15 protein-coding genes are annotated in these 14618 nt (G+C 69.0%); 7 read left to right on the top strand and 8 right to left on the bottom strand.

Annotated elements, in window-relative coordinates:
* Positions 1–63 precede the first annotated feature (63 nt).
* Together E4P24_RS04490 and E4P24_RS04485 are read right to left on the bottom strand one after the other, a co-directional pair.
* Positions 64–528: an N-acetyltransferase gene (locus E4P24_RS04490; RefSeq protein WP_188148172.1), complete on the bottom strand. Its 465-nt coding sequence runs from the start codon at positions 526–528 to the stop codon at positions 64–66.
* A 117-nt stretch (positions 529–645) separates the two neighbouring features.
* Positions 646–1692: an NAD(P)-dependent glycerol-1-phosphate dehydrogenase gene (locus E4P24_RS04485; RefSeq protein WP_004044114.1), complete on the bottom strand. Its 1047-nt coding sequence runs from the start codon at positions 1690–1692 to the stop codon at positions 646–648.
* A 201-nt stretch (positions 1693–1893) separates the two neighbouring features.
* Here E4P24_RS04485 and E4P24_RS04480 point away from each other — a divergent pair, with 201 nt between their 5' ends.
* The gene (locus E4P24_RS04480; RefSeq protein ID WP_008605968.1) at positions 1894–2766 is read left to right on the top strand and encodes an alpha/beta hydrolase; all 873 of its coding nucleotides are present in this window, start codon (positions 1894–1896) and stop codon (positions 2764–2766) included.
* 27 nt (positions 2767–2793) lie between these two features.
* Here the strand turns inward: E4P24_RS04480 and E4P24_RS04475 are convergent, their stop codons facing one another.
* From E4P24_RS04475 to E4P24_RS04460, 4 genes are all read right to left on the bottom strand, one after another.
* Positions 2794–3441: a LysE family translocator gene (locus E4P24_RS04475; protein WP_115802719.1), complete on the bottom strand. Its 648-nt coding sequence runs from the start codon at positions 3439–3441 to the stop codon at positions 2794–2796.
* A gap of 122 nt (positions 3442–3563) precedes the next feature.
* Positions 3564–4265 (bottom strand): TMEM165/GDT1 family protein, encoded by a 702-nt coding sequence (locus E4P24_RS04470; RefSeq protein WP_004064328.1) that lies wholly within the window; start codon positions 4263–4265, stop codon positions 3564–3566.
* Positions 4262–4957 (bottom strand): metal-dependent transcriptional regulator, encoded by a 696-nt coding sequence (locus tag E4P24_RS04465; RefSeq protein ID WP_004064329.1) that lies wholly within the window; start codon positions 4955–4957, stop codon positions 4262–4264. Before E4P24_RS04465 ends, E4P24_RS04470 begins: the two co-directional genes overlap by 4 nt.
* Before the next feature lie 86 nt (positions 4958–5043).
* Positions 5044–6213 carry a threonine synthase gene (locus E4P24_RS04460; RefSeq protein WP_115802297.1) on the bottom strand — a complete coding sequence of 390 codons (1170 nt, stop codon included), beginning with the start codon at positions 6211–6213 and terminating at the stop codon, positions 5044–5046.
* A gap of 94 nt (positions 6214–6307) precedes the next feature.
* Here E4P24_RS04460 and E4P24_RS04455 point away from each other — a divergent pair, with 94 nt between their 5' ends.
* The gene (locus E4P24_RS04455) at positions 6308–7585 is read left to right on the top strand and encodes an NAD(P)/FAD-dependent oxidoreductase (protein ID WP_188148171.1); all 1278 of its coding nucleotides are present in this window, start codon (positions 6308–6310) and stop codon (positions 7583–7585) included.
* A gap of 45 nt (positions 7586–7630) precedes the next feature.
* On the opposite strand, the gene E4P24_RS04450 is transcribed toward E4P24_RS04455, so the two are convergent.
* A complete protein-coding gene (locus E4P24_RS04450) occupies positions 7631–8323 on the bottom strand; it encodes a metallophosphoesterase (protein WP_188148170.1) in 693 nt (230 codons plus the stop codon).
* Positions 8324–8453: 130 nt separating this feature from the next.
* Between E4P24_RS04450 and E4P24_RS04445 the strand changes: the two genes are divergently transcribed.
* Entirely contained in the window at positions 8454–9233 is a 780-nt protein-coding gene (locus E4P24_RS04445; protein WP_115802294.1) for a MarR family transcriptional regulator, read from the top strand.
* A 37-nt stretch (positions 9234–9270) separates the two neighbouring features.
* Here the strand turns inward: E4P24_RS04445 and E4P24_RS04440 are convergent, their stop codons facing one another.
* On the bottom strand, positions 9271–9870 hold the full coding sequence (locus E4P24_RS04440; protein ID WP_004064334.1) for a J domain-containing protein: 600 nt from the start codon (positions 9868–9870) through the stop codon (positions 9271–9273).
* Positions 9871–9947: 77 nt separating this feature from the next.
* Here E4P24_RS04440 and E4P24_RS04435 point away from each other — a divergent pair, with 77 nt between their 5' ends.
* The 4 genes from E4P24_RS04435 (at position 9948) to E4P24_RS04420 (ending at position 14417) form a co-directional block, all read left to right on the top strand.
* Positions 9948–10196, top strand: coding sequence for a hypothetical protein (locus tag E4P24_RS04435; RefSeq protein ID WP_004064335.1), 249 nt, complete (start codon positions 9948–9950; stop codon positions 10194–10196).
* A 117-nt stretch (positions 10197–10313) separates the two neighbouring features.
* Complete coding sequence (gene ppsA, locus E4P24_RS04430) at positions 10314–12599, top strand: phosphoenolpyruvate synthase (protein WP_188148169.1); 2286 nt, start codon at positions 10314–10316, stop codon at positions 12597–12599.
* Between the two features lie 129 nt (positions 12600–12728).
* Positions 12729–13802, top strand: coding sequence for a tyrosine decarboxylase MfnA (gene mfnA, locus E4P24_RS04425; protein ID WP_188148168.1), 1074 nt, complete (start codon positions 12729–12731; stop codon positions 13800–13802).
* 48 nt (positions 13803–13850) lie between these two features.
* Complete coding sequence (locus tag E4P24_RS04420; RefSeq protein ID WP_004044126.1) at positions 13851–14417, top strand: YqaA family protein; 567 nt, start codon at positions 13851–13853, stop codon at positions 14415–14417.
* Positions 14418–14618: the final 201 nt, after the last annotated feature.

Raw genomic sequence — 14618 nt, 5'->3', positions numbered from 1 at the left:
AGACGACGTATTCCGTCTTCGGGTTCCGGACGGCGTTTGAGAGCGGTACCACCAAGAGTCGACTCACTCCAGCGGCTGTGCGAAGTCGACTTGCTTCGGTCGGAACCCCGCGTCACGGTAGAATCGGCGTGCATCCTCGTTTTGCCATTCACAGGAGACCGTGAGGTGGTCGCACCCTCGGTCGCGGGCGATGTCTTTCACTCGTGCAAGGATGTCCGTGCCGTAACCCTGGTTCCGGGACGCGTCATCGACAGCGAGGTTCACGATTCGAAGGGACTGTGCGTACTGCCGGGACGGGTGGTGGTCCTCGCGGAGCGTGACGAAGCGGATTGTCTCGCCCTCGTGGACGACGAGATAGTCGGTGACCGCCTCGTCATCGAGATGGGCGCGGAAGCCACCGACGGCGGTTTCGGTGACATCCGCGGCGAGAGCGTTCAGTTCGTCGTGTGCTTCCATCGCTTTCGCGAGTGAATACCAACGCTCGACGAGCGCGTCGAGGTCCGCTGCGGTGGCTTCGACGAGTTCCATACTGTGCGCCCGGGGCGCTCGCCCTTCAGAGTTCACCCGGTCCCGAGACCACCACGTCGCGACACGAACTTTTTGCGCCGAGCGGTCGCTCCGCGACCCGAGGCTAAAAAGGTGGGCTTAGATGACGCCCGTGATGGTCGCGGCCTCGATGGCCGCCTCCTCGCTGACGCCGTTGCCGAGAATCGTGTAGCGGTCGCGAATCTCGTGGGCGGTCGTGAGCGCCTCGATAATCGTCTCGTCGTCGATGCCGAGTTCGTCCGCGGTCGTCGGCGCGCCCATCGTCGACAGGGCGTCGCGGATGTCGGTCCACTCGCCGCGCGCGCCGCTGTGGAAGTACTCGGTCATGATGGAGCCGACGCCGACCTGGTGGCCGTGGAGGGCGCTTCCGGGCGCGATGCGGTCGAGTTGGTGCGAAAAGAGGTGTTCCGCGCCCGACGCGGGCCGCGAGGAGCCGGCGATGGACATGGCGACGCCCGAGGAGACGAGCGCCTTCGTCACGATCCACGCGGACTCTTCGAGCCCCGGTTTGATGGAGTCGGCGCTGCCGACGAGCATCTCGGCGGTCATCTGCGAGAGCGCGCCCGCGTACTCGGAGTACTCGACGTTCTTCAGGCGGTGGGCGAGTTCCCAGTCTTTGACCGCGGTGTAGTTCGAGATGATGTCGGCGCAGCCGGCGGTCGTGAGCTCCCACGGGGCCTCTGCGAGCAGTTCCGTGTCGGCGACGACCGCGAGCGGCGGGTCGGCGGCGACCGAGTGGCGGGTGTCGCCCTCTGGAATCGACGACCGACCCGAGACGATGCCGTCGTGGCTCGCCGCCGTCGGGACCGAGATGAAACCGCAGTCGAGGCGGTCGGAGGCCATCTTCGCCACGTCGATTGGCTTGCCGCCGCCGAGGGCGATGAGGTAGCCCGCGTCGGCCTCGCGGGCCGCGTCGACGACGCGCTCGACCGACTCGAAGCTCGCGCGGTCGAGCGAGATAGACGTGATGCCGTCGAACTGGTCGCGGACCCGGTCGCCGGCGATGCGGTCGGGCGACGGGCTCGTGACGAGAAACGGGTCGCCGGAGAGGTACAGCTCGTCGACCGCGGCCGAGAGGTCGTCGAGCACGCCGTGGCCCTGAAGCACGTTCCGGGGCAGCTTAATCCACGTCGATTTATCGAACATACGCGGGAATCGACCACCACGGTTCATAGTGTTTCTCGTCTCGCCGGCCGGAACGCCGTCGGTTCCGTCATCTCGACCGCGGGACAGTCGTCCGGTTTCGGGTGACCGTTGGGACAATATCTCAACGTAGCATACCGTAGTTTGATTTAATATATTTCGACTCGCAGAAAAGGTGCCCACAGACGAGTGGGTAGATAACTCATGGCACGTAGACGGCAGTTTCTCGCGACGACAGCAGCAGCGCTCTCCGGACTCACGGCCCTCGGAAGCGGCCCCGCGGCCGCCGCGTCGGTCCCCTACGTCTCGACGCGCGACCACTTCGACGACGACGGCTCGCTCGCGTCCGGTCACACCGCCCGCGGCTACGACACCTCCGGCGACGTGCCCGGCGTCGACGCCGGGTGCGCCGCAGACCTGACCGTGTTCGTCCACGGCTGGGACAAAGACGGCGACGACCCCGAAGCGGCCGCCCTCGACAAGATAGCGACGGCCGACGCCGAACTCGACGCCGCCGGCTACGGCGGCACGGTCGTCGGCTACACGTGGGACAACGACAAGGGCGGTGGCCTGGATTACGGCTGGGGCGAATCGCAGGACATCGCCCAAGCGAACGGCCGCAAGCTCGCACAGTTCGCCGTCGACCTCAAGACGACCTGTCCGGACGCGACCCTCCGGTTCGCCAGCCATTCGCTCGGCGCACAGGTGGTCTTCAGCGCCCTCCGCACCCTCGACGGCCGAAGCGACTGGACCGACCCGAGCCACGAAGTGGCGACCGTCCACCCGTTCGGGGCCGCGACCGACAACGAGGTCCCCGGCGAGGAAGAGGGACGGGCTACCTACGAGGCCATCCGCGACCGGACCGGTCACGTTCACAACTACTACAACCAGGCCGACGACGTGCTCCAGTGGGTGTACAACGCCATCGAGTTCGACCAGGCCCTCGGCGAGACGGGTCTCGAAGACGGCGACACGCCGCCCGCGAACTACACCGACCACGACGTGGAGGAACAGGTCGGCGACGACCACAGCAACTACCTGAACACGATTGCCGACGACATCGTCGACGATATGTAGCGACCCGAGGCCCCATTTTTCCGCGCGTCAGAGCACGAGCGACCGCACCGCGTCCCAGATGAAGACGACGCCGAAGCCGCCGAGGACGACGGCGCTGACGGCGGCGACGGCCGGCGCGAAGGAGTCGACGCGCTGTTCGGCCGCGACGAGCGCCGCGGGGAAGCCGGTCACCCAGACCGCGATGCCGCCGAAGAAGCCGAGGATGAGCGCCGGGCTTCCCGTCTCCACGATGAGGAGGTTCGCCAGCGACGCCCCGAGATACGGCGTGTGGGCGAGCACGTCGACGGTGCCGGTCTCCAAGAGACCGACGCCGATGGTGAGCCAGAACAGAATCTGGTAGGGGTTCGTCAGCGCGAGCACGAACGCCTTCGTGAAGCCCGCGCTGTCCTCGTCGGGGTCGGCGGCCTCGCGGAACGTGGTGTCCATCTCCTGTACCGCGCCGTAGGCGAAGTAGAGCATGAGGACGCCGCCGACACCGACCATGACGGCCTGCGCCGTCGGGAACTGCTCGACGAACGCGACGAGGCCGAGCGCCGCGAGAACGAAAAACAGCGCGTCGGCGCTCATCGCGCCGAGGCCGGCGCGAGCGCCCGCGGTCCACCCGCGGACGACGCTCTCCTCGGCGATGACGGCGTTCATCGGGCCGGGCGGCGCGGCGAGCGCCAGCCCGAACACCAGCCCGGCACCCAGAGACGGGAGAAGGGTAGACATGGCTCTCCTTTGGGCGCGATACCGTGAAAAATGGCGCGGAAGCGACGGTGCGGAGGTCGTGGCCGGCGAGGGGCGCGCGCGGCCGGTCAGAACAGCGCGAGGACGGCGTCGCTGGCGGTGCCGACGAGCGTCTCCCAGACGGAGAATCCGGTGGCAAGGGAGAGGAGAGTGTCGGCGGCGAAGAAGGCGAACAGGCCGGCCGCGCCGAGGTACGCCTTGCGCGTGTCGAACCGGTGGGAAAACCGGTGGAAGAAGTACGCGTTGGCGATGCTCACCGGGATGATAGCGAGCATCTCGCCCGCCCAGATGGCCGAGGTCGCGCCGTACTGCACGGCCAGCCCGATGGTGACGAGCTGGGTCTTGTCACCGAACTCGCCGGCGGCCATCATGGCGAAGATGGGGAGGAAACCGCCGAATCCCTGCGTCGACAGCTCGCGGCCGAACACGGTCGGCGCGTCGTCGAGGCCGGAGACCCCGCCGTCGGTGGTCGCGGCCTCGCTCTCCGCGGACGCGTCGGGCGCGGAGCGGTAGAGCAACACCGCGAACGTGGCGAACAGGACGGCGGTGATGGCGTCGAGCGCGGCCGGCGGGAGCGCGTTCTTGAGCGCCTGTCCGAGCAGGATTTCGAGCGCCGTCCAGATGGCGAACGCCGAGCCCGCGGCCGCGACGACGACCTTCGGGTCGAAGCGGGTCGACAGCCCCGCGATGATGAACTGGACCTTCTCGCCCGGCAGCACCGCAAGCTGGGTGACGAGCGCGACGACGAGAATCTCCCACCAGCCGGTCACGCGGGCGACACCTCCTCGTTACTCGGCTCGTCGGGCGGTCGGACGCGAATCGTTCGGGCCACCGACTCCGGGAGGCTCTGCTCGCGGCCGCCGTCGCCGACGAGGACCGTCACCATCCCGAAGGGGGCGATATCGGTCACTTCGATGGTCGTGCCGGGCGTGACGCCCGCCTCGGAGAGATACTCCAGCTCCGCGGGGTCGCGGTCGCTGACGCGGGCGACGACGAGGCGGTCGCCCACCTCGCAGTCGGAGAGCGCCGACAGCCCCGAGGAGTCCGGGGGCGTGAGGTCGGCGCTCGGGATGGGGTCGCCGTGGGGGTCGACCTCGGGTTCACCGAGGGCGGCCGCGACCCGCTTTTCGAACTCCTCGCTGATGTGGTGTTCGAGCGCGTCGGCCTCGTCGTGGACCTCGCTCCACGAGTAGTCGAGGTGTTCGGTGAGGTACGCCTCCAAGAGGCGGTGGTGTCGGAGCACTTCGAGCGCGACCGTCTCGCCCTCCGCGGTCAGTTCGACGCCCTTGTACTTCTCGCGGTCGACCAGCCCGCGCTCTTCGAGCTTGCCGACCATGCTCGTCACGGTCGGCGGCGTTTTCCCGAGATACTCCGCGATGTCGGAGGTCGAAACCGGCGGTCCCTGCTCCATCTGGAGCGTGTAGATAGCCTTCAGATAGTCCTCCATCACGTCGCTCAACATACCACGGATTAGATGCGTCTAAAGTAAAAGTCTGATGGAGGTAACGAGAGGGTTCGAGCGGGAGACCAGTCGACCGAATCGGGCGCTCAGACGCCCTGTCCCATCAGGTGGCTGCGGAGGATGTCGGCGTTCTTCGTCCCGGATTCGGTGTTGACGACGACGACCGTGTCGTCTTCGTCGAACTCGTCCGCGAGTTCCCACGCGCCGGCGAGCGCGACGCCGCCCGCGGGACCGACTTCGACGCCCGCGGTCTGGGCCGCGGTGACGGCGGATTCGAGCGCGTCGTCGTCGCTGACGGCGACGGCCGCGCCGCCGGACTCGCGGACGGCGCGGAGCGCGAGCGACCCGCCCGTGGGGTCGGGAATCTCCAGTTCACCGACGATGGTGTCCGGCTGGTTCCACGCCTCGTGAGTGTCGCTGTCGGCCTCCCACGCGGTGGCGACGGGCGAGCAACCGACCGACTGCGCCGCGACGAGCTTGGGCATCGACTCGACCAATCCGAGTTCGACGAGGTCGGAAAAGCCCTTGTAGACGCCGTAGGCGAGTTCGCCGGTCGAGACGGGGACGACGACCCAGTCGGGGACCGACCAGTCGAGGCGCTCTGCGACCTCGTAGGCGATGGTCTTCGCGCCGTCGTGGCGGTAGGGGTTGTCGAACTCCTGTAGGGTGTACCAGTCGCTTTTGAGCTGTTCGTGGAGCGCCGAGAGGGCGTCGGGGTAGCGCCCGCCGACGACCTTCATCTGGCCGCCGTGGACGTTCACCATGGCTTTGTTCGGGAACGGCGTCCGCGAGGGGACGAAGCCGTAGGAGCGAGCGTCCACGAGGCCCGCGTAGGAGGCCGCCGACTGCGCGCCGTTGCCGGGCGAGGCGTGCGCGACGACCTCGGCGTCGGCCTCGCGCGCGGCGGTGACGGCGAGCGAGAAGCCGCGGTCGAGGAACGTTCCGGTCGGGTTGCGGCCCTCGTCCTTGATGAGGAGCGAACCGACCTCGGCCTCCTCGGCGAGCGCGTCGGCCGCGACGAGGGGCGTCGCGCCCTCGTTTGCCGTCACCGGCTCCGCGAAGGGGAGCAGTTCGCGGTAGCGCCACATCGTGTCGAAGGGGCGCTCGGCGAGCGTCTCGGCGTCCCACTCGACCGCATCGAGGTCGTAGGCGGGGTCGAGCGGCGCGTCGGCGTCGCTCGGGCCGGTCGCGGCCGCGTCGTACTCGTCGCCGGTCTCCGTGCACACCAGCCCGGAGAAGCTGTCGGACGTCTGCATGGCCGGGGCTTACGGGGGGAGGGACTAAGCCCTTCCCGTCGGTCGATGGCCGCCACCCGTAGCGGCTTTGTGTCGCCCGTCCGAGAGACGTGGTATGGACGATAGCCACATCGCGGTCGTCGGCGCGGGCCTCGCGGGCCTCGTCGCCGCGCGACACCTCGCCGCCGACGGGGCCGACGTGACCGTCGTGGAGCGGCGCGACGACGTCGGCGGGCGGGTCCGCACCCGGACGAAAGACGGCTTCACGCTCGACCGCGGGTTTCAGGTCCTCTTCACCGACTACCCCGCGGTCCGGCGGGAACTCGACCTCGACGCGCTGGACCTCCGGCGGTTCACGCCCGGCGCGACCATCTGCCGACCGAGCAGGCGCGCGGTGCTCTCCGACCCCCTTCGCGACATCGGGAGCCTGTTCGAGTCCGTCCGCAACCCCGAGGTGACGACGAGCGACAAGCTCCGGACGCTGGCGCTCAGACACGACGTGAGCACCCGCGACGAGGACGAAATCTTCGCCGCCGCCGACCGGAGCATCCGGTCGTACCTCCGCGACTGGGGCTTCTCCGAGGACTACATCGAGCACTTCGTCGCGCCGTTCTACGGCGGCATCACGCTCGACCGCTCGCTCTCGTCGTCGAAGCGGGTGTTCGAGTACACCTTCAAGATGCTCTCGACGGGAAGCACCGCGGTCCCCGCGGCGGGGATGGGGGCGGTTCCCGAACAGCTTGCCGACGCCGCCCGCGACGAGGGCGCGACGTTCCGCCTCGGCGAGCGCGTGGAATCGGTCGAATCCCGCGGCGACGGCGCGGTCGTCACCACGGGCCGCGAGTCGCTCGAAGCCGACGCGGTCGTCGTCGCCACCGACCCCAAGGAGGCGCGCCGGCTGACCGGCGTCGGGTCGATTCCGACCGAGGCCCACGGCTGTGTCACCCAGTACTACACGCTCCCGAGCGGGAGCGGACTCGACGCGGGCAAGCGCATCATGCTCAACGCGCCGAGTCCCGACCCCAACACGGTCGTCCCGCTGTCGACGGTCGCGCCGGAGTACGCCCCGCCGGGCAGAGAACTCCTGAACGCGACGTTCCTCGGCGCGGCCGCGCAGGACGACTCCGAGGAAGCGCTGTTCGAAAAGACCCGCCGGACGCTCGAAGCGTGGTACCCCGAGCGCTACTTCGACGACCTCGAACTGCTCCACACCGACTACATCTCCTTCGCGCAGTTCGCCCAGCAGCCGGGCGTCCACGAGTCCCTGCCCGACGCCCGCGACGCACCCGGTCGCGCGTACCTCGCCGGCGACTACACCGCGTGGTCGTCGATTCAGGGCGCGATGCGGAGCGGCAAGGAAGCGGCCGACGCCGTCCGCGACGACCTGTCGTAATCGCGCGCCTCACGTCGTTTTTCTATTCACCGCCTACTTCGACAGTCAGAGCAACCGTCGAAGCTTCCCCAGCGGCGGGAACGTGAGGGTGTCGGCCGCCTCCGCATCGCGGACGAGCGGCCGGAAGCGATCCGCCTCGCGCACCAGCGGCGAGTCGAAGTCGGCCCCTCGCATCCCGTTTACTTCGACGCCCGCGGCGAGACGGGTGAACGCCGGCAACATCAGCACGTCGCCGCTGCGGTAGGCGTCGGGGCCGTAGAGGACACAGGGCCGCCGGCAGCCCTCGACGGCGAACGTCGGGTGGTCGTGGCCGACGACGTAGCGGTCGGCGTCGCCGTCGGGTTCGCGGTGGCCGTGGCAGACGAGCGTTCCGTCGGCGAGGCGGTACTCGTCGTGTACGTCGCCCGACCAGACCTCCGCGAGCATCGTGTCGTGGTTGCCGGCGACGAACACCGGGTCGGCACCGGCGTCGTCGCAGGTCTCCGCGAGGGTTTCGAGGGCCGCGACGTGGCGCTCCGAGACGCGGTCGAACCGGTGGAGCACGTCGCCTGCGAAGACGACTTCGCGGGGGTCGAACTCGGCGCAGTAGGCTCGCAGGCGCGCCGCGAGGTCGGTCCCCTCGCCGAGCGGGAAATCGACCGCCGAGGCGTCGGCTCGGCCGACGTGGAGGTCCGCGAGGACGAGCGCGTCGGCGTCGGGGAGAAAGATGGCGCGCTCGCGGACGGAGACGCTGGTCACGGCCGAGTGGAGGGTCGGCGGAGACAAATCACCACCGGAGGCGCGCGCCGCGCCGAGGGCCTGCGAGCGGGCGGTCGAACCGCGTGGTGGAGCAGGGGCCTTTTTAGTCGGTGCGTCCCACCTTCGGCACATGAGCGGCGCACTGGAGGACAAGCGCACCGCGACCCGGTTTCGCATCCTCGCCGAGATAGCCGACCGACAGCCGGCGGTGAGCCAAGGCGAAATCGCCGAGGCGGTCGGGGTGACGAGTCAGGCGGTCTCCGAGTACATCCGCGACCTCGTCGAAGACGGGCTCGTCGAAAAGCAGGGCCGGTCGCGCTACCGCGTGACGAAAGAGGGGGTCGACTGGCTGTTTCAGGAGGCTCGCGCCCTCCAGCGGTTCGCTGAACACGTCACCGACGACGTGCTGGAGAGCGTCAACGAGGACGCCGCAATCGTCACCGAGGACGTGGCGGCCGGCGACACCGTGACGCTGTCGCTCCGCGAGGGACTGCTCCACGCCACGCCCGGCGACGACGGCCCGGCCATCGGCGTCGCCACCACCGACGCCGAGGCGGGCGGCGCGGCCAGCGTCACCGGCTTCGAGGGCGTCATCGAGATGGAACCCGGTTCGGTCCGCGTGCTGCAAGTGCCGCCGGCGCGACTTGCCGAGTCCGACGCGGTCGATTCGGACGCGCTCGCGGCGGCGTGCGACGACGCCGACATCGTCGTCGCCGCGGGCGTCGAGGCCGTCGTCGCCTGCCGCCACGCGTCGGTCGACGTGCGGACGTGGTTCGCGCCGGGCGAGGTCGCCGCCGACGCCGCGGCCCGCGGCCTCGACGCCGCGGTCGTCGCCAGCACCGACACCGCCGGGCGCGTGACCGACGCGCTCCGCGACGCGGGCGTGCTGTTCGAAGTGACGGAGCCGTAGCTCCGCGCCGGGTTCGGTTTTTCTCGCAGTCGAATTCTCAGCCCTCGGCGTGTTCTCGCGCCATCGTGTACGCCTCCCGTAGCTCGCGGAACCGCTCTCGGTCGCCGCCGTGGTCGGGATGCACGTCCTTCACTCGCGCTCGATAGGCGTCCTGAACGGCCTCGGAGGAGGCGGTCGCGGGGAGGTCGAGGCGGTCGAACGCGGCCGACACCGGGTCGTCGAGGTCGGCCAGTTCGGGCTCGACGTCCGGCACGTCGAAGGGGAGGCGGCGACCGAGCTGACCGCCGGGCATCTCGTGTTCGCAGAGGACGGCGTAGACGCCGGCGCGTTCGAGGCGGAAGAACGCCTGCGCGTCGAAGGTGATGGCGACGCCGCGGTCGGGGAGGAAAAACGCCACCGTCTCGCCGCGGACCGGGCGGTCCTCGACGAACCGCTCGTCGATGGAGCTGAGGTAGTCGCGGATTTCGACGCGACGGCGACCCGTTCCGTCGACGCGGGGGCCGCGAGAGACCTGCTGCTCCGGGAACACACGGCCGCCGACGACGAACACGCCGGCGACGACGACGGAGGCGACCGCGCCCGCCGCGAGGCCGACGACGAGCCACGGCGGGAGCAGAAAGACCCACTCCGGAAGCACGCTAGCACCCAAGTGACGAGCGGTTATGAACCCCTCGCTGCCCGTAGGGATTTGCCGCCGGCGGCACAAGCGACGGTATGCGACCGATCCGATTCGAGGAGGCCGACAGCGCCGAGCGCACCCAAATCGGCGAGGGACTGACCCGGCCGGCCGTCGCCGCCGGACGACTGGAGACGGGCCGCGACGAGGGGAAGTACTTCCTCCGCCACGACGACGGCTGTGCCGTCTGCGGGACGCCGGTCGAAGCCGGGTCGCCGTTCTACCTCGACCCCGACGCCGGCGAGGTGCTCTGCGAGGAACACGGGCGGGAGCGCAGAGAGTCCTAAAACCGGGCGTCTCCGCGCCGTCGCCGCAATTTCATACTCGGCTTCGAGTGAGTTTTCATTCATACTTGTTTCGTTCGCAAACTTCTTTATCGGGGTGCGGGACCATACGAACATCACATGGCTGTAGTCTGGCTGGACGACGTACGGGCCGACGACCTCGACCTGGTCGGCGGGAAAGGCGCGTCGCTGGGTGAACTCACGGGTGCGGGGCTTCCCGTGCCGCCGGGATTCGTCGTGACGGCGAGCACGTACCGCGCGTTCATCGAGGACGCGGGCATCGACGACGAGCTGTTCGCCGCGGTCGAGGTCGACCACGAGGACTCCGCGGCGCTCCAGGCGGCCCACGAGGCGGCGCACGACCTCATCATGGAGACGCCGATGCCGGACGACGTGCGGGAAGAGATTCTCGACGCCTACCGGAGCGTCGGCGAGGGCGACGCCTTCGTCGCCGTCCGGTCGTCCGCGACGGCCGAGGACCTGCCGGACGCCTCCTTCGCGGGCCAACAGGAGACGTTCCTGAACGTCACCGAGGAGGACCTCCTCGACCGCGTCAAGGAGTGTTGGGCCTCGCTGTTCTCCGAGCGCGCCATCTACTACCGCAACCGGAAGGGATTCCCCCACGACAAGGTCGATATCGCGGTAGTCGTCCAGCAGATGGTCGACGCCGAGAAGTCCGGCGTGATGTTCACCCGCCACCCCTCGACCGGCAAGAAGGAGATTATCATCGAGGCCGCGTGGGGGCTCGGCGAGGCCGTCGTCTCCGGCACCGTCTCGCCCGACAACTACGTTGTCAGCCGCGAGAGCGGCGAGGTCGAAACGGCGACCATCGCGGACAAGAAGACGATGTGCGTCCGCGACGAGGAAAGCGGCGAGACCGTCATGCGCGACGTGCCGAACGGTCGCCGGCACGAGCGCGTCCTGACCGACGACGAGGTGTCCCGCCTGCTCGAACTCGGCGAGTTGGTCGAAGACCACTACGAGAAGCCGCAGGACGTGGAGTGGGCCGTCTACGACGGCGAGGTGTACATGCTCCAGTCGCGCCCGATTACGACCATCGCGGAGGGCGACGACGGCGAGGAAACCGAAAGCGAAGACGACAGCGGCGGGAGTTCGCGGGCGACCGCGACCGGCGACGACGTGCTCATCCGCGGCCTCGGCGCGAGCCCCGGCATCGCCTCCGGCCGCGCCCGCATCGTCACCAAACTCGACCACCTCGACCAAGTGGCCGAGGGCGACATCATCGTCACCGAGATGACCATGCCGGACATGGTGCCCGCGATGAAGCGCGCCGCCGGCATCGTCACCGACGAGGGCGGGATGACCTCCCACGCGGCTATCGTCTCCCGCGAACTCGGCGTGCCCGCGGTGGTCGGCACCGGCGACGGGACGAAGACCCTCGAAGACGGCGAGGTCGTCACCATCGACGGCGACAAGGGAACCGTCCGCGAGGGCGAAGAGCCCGAGGAGAAACAGCGCCAGCCCGTCGAGGAGGCCCGCCCCAAGACGCCCGTCAAGCCGATGACCGCGACCGAGGTCAAGGTCAACGTCTCCATCCCCGAAGCGGCCGAGCGCGCGGCCGCCACGGGCGCTGACGGCGTCGGCCTGCTCCGCATCGAGCACATGGTTCTGACGCTCGGCAAGACCCCCGAGCGGTTCATCGAGCAGAACGGCGAGCGCGCCTACGTGGACGAAATCGTCTCGGGCGTCCGCGAGGCCGCAGAGGAGTTCTACCCGCGGCCGGTCCGCGTCCGCACCCTCGACGCGCCGACGGACGAGTTCCGACAGCTGGAGGGCGGCGAAAACGAGCCGCGCGAGCACAACCCGATGCTCGGTTACCGCGGTATCCGCCGCGGCCTCGACAACCCGAGCGTGTTCCGCCTCGAACTGCAAGCGTTCCGCCGCCTGTTCGACATGGGCTACGACAACCTCGAAGTCATGTTCCCGCTCGTCAACGACGCGGAGGACGTGCTGCGGGCGAAAGAGCACATGCGCGAGGCCGGCATCGACCCCGAAAAGCGCGAGTGGGGCGTCATGATAGAGACGCCCGCGGCGGCGCTCTGCATCGAAGAACTGGCCGACGCCGGCATCGACTTCGCCTCCTTCGGCACGAACGACCTGACGCAGTACACCCTCGCGGTGGACCGCAACAACGAGCACGTCGCCGACATCTACGACGAACTGCACCCGGCGGTGCTCAAACTCATCGGCGACACCATCGAGACGTGTCGCGAGGTCGGCGTGAAGACGAGCATCTGCGGGCAGGCCGGCTCGAAGCCCAAGATGGTCCAGTTCCTCGTCGACAAGGGCGTCAGCTCCATCTCGGCCAACATCGACGCCGTCCGCGACGTGCAACACGAGGTCAAGCGCGTCGAACAGCGACTCCTCCTCGACTCGGTCCGCTGAGGTCCGTCGAAGTCGAGGGCCGACCACCCGCGTTCCGCCTTTTCTCGACCCAGTAGCGGTGGCCGTCGGCTGGGCGACGCGGCGCACCGGAGCGGAACCGATATACTGGGCGTGGGTATAGTGGGATGCATGCAGCGCGCGGCACCGCAGGAGTTCGACCGCGTCCTCTCTTCGATGTGTACCCGACCGCACCCGGCCGCCCGAAAGGCCGCAGAGCGGTTCTTTGCCACCAACCCCGGCGACCCGGCGACCTATCAGGCCGTCGCCGCCCTCGAAGAAGACGCACTCTCGTACCTCGGCGAGATTACCGGCCTCTCGGCCACCCACGGCTACGTGACGAGCGGCGGGACCGAAGCCAACATCCAGGCCATCCGAGCCGCGCGAAACCACGCCCGCGACGACGACCCGAACGTCGTCGCTCCCGAGAGCATCCATTTCAGCTTCCAGAAGGCCGCCGACGTGCTCGACGTGGAGCTCCGAATCGCCCCCGTCGACGACGACTACCGCGCGAACGTCGCGGCCGTCCGCGAGGCGGTCGACGACCACACCGTCCTCGTCGCCGGCGTCGCCGGCACGACCGAGTTCGGCCGCGTCGACCCGATTCCCGAGTTGACGACGGTCGCCCACGACGCCGGCGCGCTGATGCACGTCGACGCCGCGTGGGGCGGCTTCGTTCTCCCCTTCACCGACCACGAGTGGTCGTTCGCCCACGCGCCGGTCGACTCGATGACCATCGACCCCCACAAGTACGGGCAGGCGGTCGTCCCCGCCGGCGGCCTGCTGTTCCGCGACAAGTCGGTCGTGGACTCGCTGGCGGTGGATACGCCGTACCTCGAATCCGCCTCGCAGGCGAGTCTCACCGGGACCCGAAGCGGCGCGGGCGTCGCCTCCGCGGCCGCCGCGATGCGCGAACTCTGGCCCGACGGCTACCGCGACGCCTACGAGCGCCAGCAGGCGAACGCCGACTGGCTCTACGACGAACTCCGCGCCCGCGGCTACGACGCCGTCGAACCCGAACTCCCGCTCGTCGCCGCGAGCGTCCCCGACGAGCAGTTCGAGTCGCTCCGCGACCTCGGCTGGCGCATCTCGCGGACCGCGAGCGGCGAACTCCGCATCGTCTGTATGCCGCACGTCTCCCGCGAGTCGCTCCGGGCGTTCCTCTCGGACCTCGACGACCTCCGGTCGGGACCGGCGCGTAACTGACCGGTCCGAACCTGAAAACTTACAACCGACTGGCTTCGACCCTCTCGTGTGTCCCTCACCGCGTTCGCATCGCTCGCAGACCTGACGCTCAGTCTGTACCCCGACTTCTCGTGGCTCTCGTCGCTCGTCGAGACGGCCACCGGCTGGGTCGGGCTAGTCATCATCTTCGCCTACTCGTTTCTCATCGCCTTCGCCCTCCCGGGCGTGAGCGAAATCGTCCTCGCCGCGCCGCTCGACCTCGGCCTCTCCCACGGCGCGAAGCTGGCGGTCATCATCCTCGTCAGCGGCGCGGGCAAGGCCGCCGGGAGCGTCTTCGCGTTCCACATCGGCCGCCAGACGAAGGAGTCGGGCTACGTCGAGCGGGCGCTCGAACGGTTGCCCGTCGACGTGATGGGCTGGACCGAGCGCAAGGCCGTCCAAATCGCACAGAACTGGGGCTTCGCCGGGCTCGCGGCCGCGCTCTGCGTGCCGGGCTTTCCCGACACGCTCTCGATTTACGCGTTTTCAGTCCTCGAAGACGACTACCTCAAGTTCGCCGCCGCGACGTTCGTCGGCTCCTGCGGCCGACTCGTCGTGACCGTCATCGGCATCGAGGCCGCGCTGGCGTTCCTCTGATTGGGGCGAGGGGCGAGCCCCCAAGCGTCCCGAGCACACCGAGCGTTGCCGGAGCGTCCCAACAATTTATACGCCCGCTCGGCTTCAGTACCGGTGTGACCGCGACGGGTCTCCCCGACAACATGCGTATGCGCGCTCCCTTTTAGCCGCGGGTGGACCCGCCTCCAATCGTCGCCTCGGTAACGTGAGACGACGGTCGGA

Origin of the sequence: Haloferax sp. AS1 (assembly GCF_014530665.1) — an archaeon.
Taxonomy (GTDB): domain Archaea; phylum Halobacteriota; class Halobacteria; order Halobacteriales; family Haloferacaceae; genus Haloferax; species Haloferax volcanii.
Note: the sequence above shows the minus strand (reverse complement) of the source record. Positions and strands in the feature narration are given on the sequence as shown.

What these genes read in the sequence shown, in the direction of transcription:
- E4P24_RS04490 (WP_188148172.1), bottom strand. Translation starts at nt 528, where the DNA reads ATGGAACTCGTCGAAGCCACCGCAGCGGACCTCGACGCGCTCGTCGAG.
- E4P24_RS04460 (WP_115802297.1), bottom strand. Translation starts at nt 6,213, where the DNA reads ATGCAGACGTCCGACAGCTTCTCCGGGCTGGTGTGCACGGAGACCGGC.
- ppsA (WP_188148169.1), top strand. Translation starts at nt 10,314, where the DNA reads ATGGCTGTAGTCTGGCTGGACGACGTACGGGCCGACGACCTCGACCTG.
- E4P24_RS04480 (WP_008605968.1), top strand. Translation starts at nt 1,894, where the DNA reads ATGGCACGTAGACGGCAGTTTCTCGCGACGACAGCAGCAGCGCTCTCC.
- E4P24_RS04485 (WP_004044114.1), bottom strand. Translation starts at nt 1,692, where the DNA reads ATGTTCGATAAATCGACGTGGATTAAGCTGCCCCGGAACGTGCTTCAG.
- E4P24_RS04435 (WP_004064335.1), top strand. Translation starts at nt 9,948, where the DNA reads ATGCGACCGATCCGATTCGAGGAGGCCGACAGCGCCGAGCGCACCCAA.
- E4P24_RS04445 (WP_115802294.1), top strand. Translation starts at nt 8,454, where the DNA reads ATGAGCGGCGCACTGGAGGACAAGCGCACCGCGACCCGGTTTCGCATC.
- E4P24_RS04455 (WP_188148171.1), top strand. Translation starts at nt 6,308, where the DNA reads ATGGACGATAGCCACATCGCGGTCGTCGGCGCGGGCCTCGCGGGCCTC.
- E4P24_RS04465 (WP_004064329.1), bottom strand. Translation starts at nt 4,957, where the DNA reads ATGTTGAGCGACGTGATGGAGGACTATCTGAAGGCTATCTACACGCTC.
- mfnA (WP_188148168.1), top strand. Translation starts at nt 12,729, where the DNA reads ATGCAGCGCGCGGCACCGCAGGAGTTCGACCGCGTCCTCTCTTCGATG.